A 3,098-nucleotide genomic window follows, 5' to 3' on the forward strand; every position below is an offset into this window, starting at 1 on the left:
TATTGAAATGTGGGTGATTCGGCTCACAGGTTACAGGCAAAGCGAAGCGGGGAGCAAATCGGTCCGTCATGACTTGGAGCTCAAGAGCGTTACGTGGATGGCGTAACGCCGGGCTTGACTTTTGTTCGTGACGAACGCCACACTGAACCCCGTGATCCGGCCGGACAGCGGAACTGGCCCAAAGACGCTGGGCGCTCCGTTCGCCGGCCGGGATCACCGGAGGCCCCACTGTCCATTCTGCGCATTACCGCGCCTGGGATGGATGCCCTCCGACAACTGAACACTGATTTACCAAGCAAACGCTTTTGACCTGCGGCGGGAGAGCCCTGCCGGTACGTTCAGCAGGCGCCGTAGGAGCAAACCCTCCCCAGGAAACTCTCAGGCCCACGTACCGCCGCGGTGAGGCAACTCTGGAAAGCAGCCGGGCCCTGTCCTGGCTCACCGACGGTGCAAGCACGCCCATAGCGGCATGTGGAATCTCTCAGGTCCCAGACAGAGCGGGGAGGAAATCCAATCTTTGCGACACCCCGGGTGCCGCTCGAACGATGGAGTTCCTCAATGACGACCCATTCCCCGACGTCCCCCGGCGGCGGAGCCCCGCACCTGGAGCGGCAGCTCAGCAACCGCCACATCCAACTGATCGCCATCGGCGGTGCAATCGGCACCGGCCTGTTCATGGGCTCCGGCAAGACCATCTCGGCGGCCGGCCCCTCAGTGATCTTCGTGTACATGATCATCGGCTTCATGCTGTTCTTCGTCATGCGTGCCATGGGTGAACTGCTGCTCAGCAACCTCAACTACAAGTCCTTCAGCGACTTTGCCGCCGACCTGCTGGGTCCGTGGGCCGGCTTCTTTACGGGCTGGACCTACTGGTTCTGCTGGGTCATCACCGGCATCGCGGATGTCATCGCCATCGCCGGCTACTCCCGTGAACTATGGCCCGGGGTGCCCCTGTGGATTCCCGGCCTGGCCACCGTGGCCATCCTGCTCCTTCTGAACCTCACCACGGTGAAGGCGTTCGGCGAGACGGAGTTCTGGTTCGCACTCATCAAGATCGTTGCCATTGCCGCGCTGATCATCGTTGGCCTGTTCATGATCTTCACCGGTTTCCAGTCCGACGCAGGCCCTGCCACCTTCACCAACCTGTGGAGCCACGGCGGATTCTTCCCGAACGAGTTCATGGGCTTCGTGGCCGGCTTCCAGATCGCCGTCTTCGCCTTCGTGGGCATCGAACTGGTGGGCACCACGGCGGCCGAGGCCAAGAACCCGGAGCGCAACCTGCCCAAGGCCATCAACTCCATCCCCATCCGCGTGCTCCTGTTCTACGTAGGCGCCCTCATCATCCTGATGGCAGTCACCCCCTGGACCGAGTTCAGGGCCGGCCACAGCCCCTTCATCGCCATGTTCTCCCTGGCAGGCCTGGGCGCCGCGGCCACCGTGGTCAACCTCGTGGTGCTGAGCTCCGCGATGTCCTCCGCGAACTCCGGCATCTACTCGACCTCCCGCATGGTCTTCGGCCTTGCCCAGGAAGGCGACGCGCCCGACGTCTTTGGCAAACTGTCCCGGCGCAAGGTGCCCCAGAACGCACTGTTCCTCTCCTGCGTGCTGCTGCTGTCCGGCGTCGTCCTCATGTACGCGGGCCAGGACGTGGGCAAGGCCTTTGACATGGTGACCACCGTCTCCGCCGTCTGCTTCGTCTTTGTCTGGTCCATCATCCTGGCCAGCTACATCGCCTTCCGCCGCCGCCGGCCGCACCTGCATGAAGCATCGAAGTTCAAGATGCCCGGCGGTGTTGCCATGGTCTGGGTGGTCTTCGCCTTCTTCGCCTTCGTGATCTGGACCCTCACCACCCAGCCGGACACCCTGGTGGCCCTCCTGGTCACCCCGGTGTGGTTCATCCTGCTGGGCGCCGCATGGTTCGTCCTCCGCCGCCGCCCCGCACACCAGGCCCGTTTCGCTACGTTCCAGGCTGAACTGCAGGCGGACCAGGACTTCACCGACGCCGCAGCCGGCAAGGCTGTCCGTACGGGTGCCGCCGCAGAAGCGGGGGAAGAGCGGGTCAACCGGTGATCGCTGAGGAGCTCCGCGCTTTCGGGCTGCGCGCATCCGAACCTGGGACTTCTGAAGCCGGGCAGCTGCAGGCAGTGGCAGATCCGGAAACGGGCCGGGAATTCGTGCTGACGTTCCACTGCCCGGATGCCCTTGGCATTGTCCAGGCGGTTGCGGCATACCTGCTGGAACAGGAATGCTACATCGTGGACATCAAGCAGTTCGGCGACAGGGCGAGCGGGCGGTTCTTCATGCGCATCCACGTCACCTCGCAGGTTGAGCTGGACCTTGGCTGCCTCCGGGCCGGTTTCGGCCAGGTGGCCCAGGAGTGGCAGATGGACTGGCGGCTGGAACGCCACGGACGCAAGCGGCCCATCCTGGTGATGGTCTCCAAGTATGAGCATTGCCTCAACGACCTCCTGTTCCGCGCCCGCAGTGGTGAGTTGCCCGTGGAGATCGCCGCCGTGGTGTCCAACCACCCGGACCTGGAACCGCTTGCGGCGTGGCACGGTGTTCCGTTCAACCACATCCCCGTGACGCCGGAAACCAAGGCCGATGCCGAGGAGCGGCTGCTGGCCCTGGTGGACGACTACGCCGTGGAGCTGGTGGTGCTGGCCCGCTACATGCAGGTGCTCAGCGACGAGGCCACCACCCGCCTGAGCGGGAAGGCCATCAACATCCACCACTCGTTCCTGCCCAGCTTCAAGGGTGCGAAGCCCTACCACCAGGCCTACGAGCGCGGCGTCAAAACGGTGGGTGCCACCGCCCACTACGTCAACTCGGAGCTGGACGAAGGGCCCATCATCTCGCAGCAGGTCATCGAGGTGGACCACACGTACTCCGCCTCGGACCTGGTCACGGTTGGCCGCGACGCCGAATGCAAGGCGCTCACGAATGCCGTCCGCTGGCACGCTGAAGGGCGGATAGTCCTCTCCGGCAACCGGACGGTCATCCTCCGCTAGTTTGCGGGCCCGTCCACGCGGCCGGTGCCCGCACTCCCTCCAAACGGAGGGGCAGGCGCCGGCCGCCGTGGCACCACTACTGAATAC

Annotated in this window: 2 protein-coding genes and 1 riboswitch; both genes read left to right on the forward strand. The window is 64.5% G+C overall.

Annotation, left to right across the window (positions count from 1 at the left end):
* Positions 1 to 306 precede the first annotated feature (306 nt).
* Positions 307 to 404: riboswitch (glycine riboswitch) on the forward strand.
* Positions 405 to 558: 154 nt separating this feature from the next.
* Complete coding sequence (cycA, locus tag PUN51_RS20605) at positions 559 to 2,070, forward strand: D-serine/D-alanine/glycine transporter (protein ID WP_224024544.1); 1,512 nt, start codon at positions 559 to 561, stop codon at positions 2,068 to 2,070.
* 65 nt (positions 2,071 to 2,135) lie between these two features.
* Positions 2,136 to 3,011 carry a formyltetrahydrofolate deformylase gene (gene purU / locus PUN51_RS20610; protein WP_275182381.1) on the forward strand — a complete coding sequence of 292 codons (876 nt, stop codon included), beginning with the start codon at positions 2,136 to 2,138 and terminating at the stop codon, positions 3,009 to 3,011.
* Positions 3,012 to 3,098 lie beyond the last annotated feature (87 nt).

This window comes from Arthrobacter sp. NQ4, from assembly GCF_029077345.1.
Classification (GTDB): domain Bacteria; phylum Actinomycetota; class Actinomycetes; order Actinomycetales; family Micrococcaceae; genus Arthrobacter.

What these genes read in the sequence shown, in the direction of transcription:
- cycA (WP_224024544.1), top strand. Translation starts at nt 559, where the DNA reads ATGACGACCCATTCCCCGACGTCCCCCGGCGGCGGAGCCCCGCACCTG.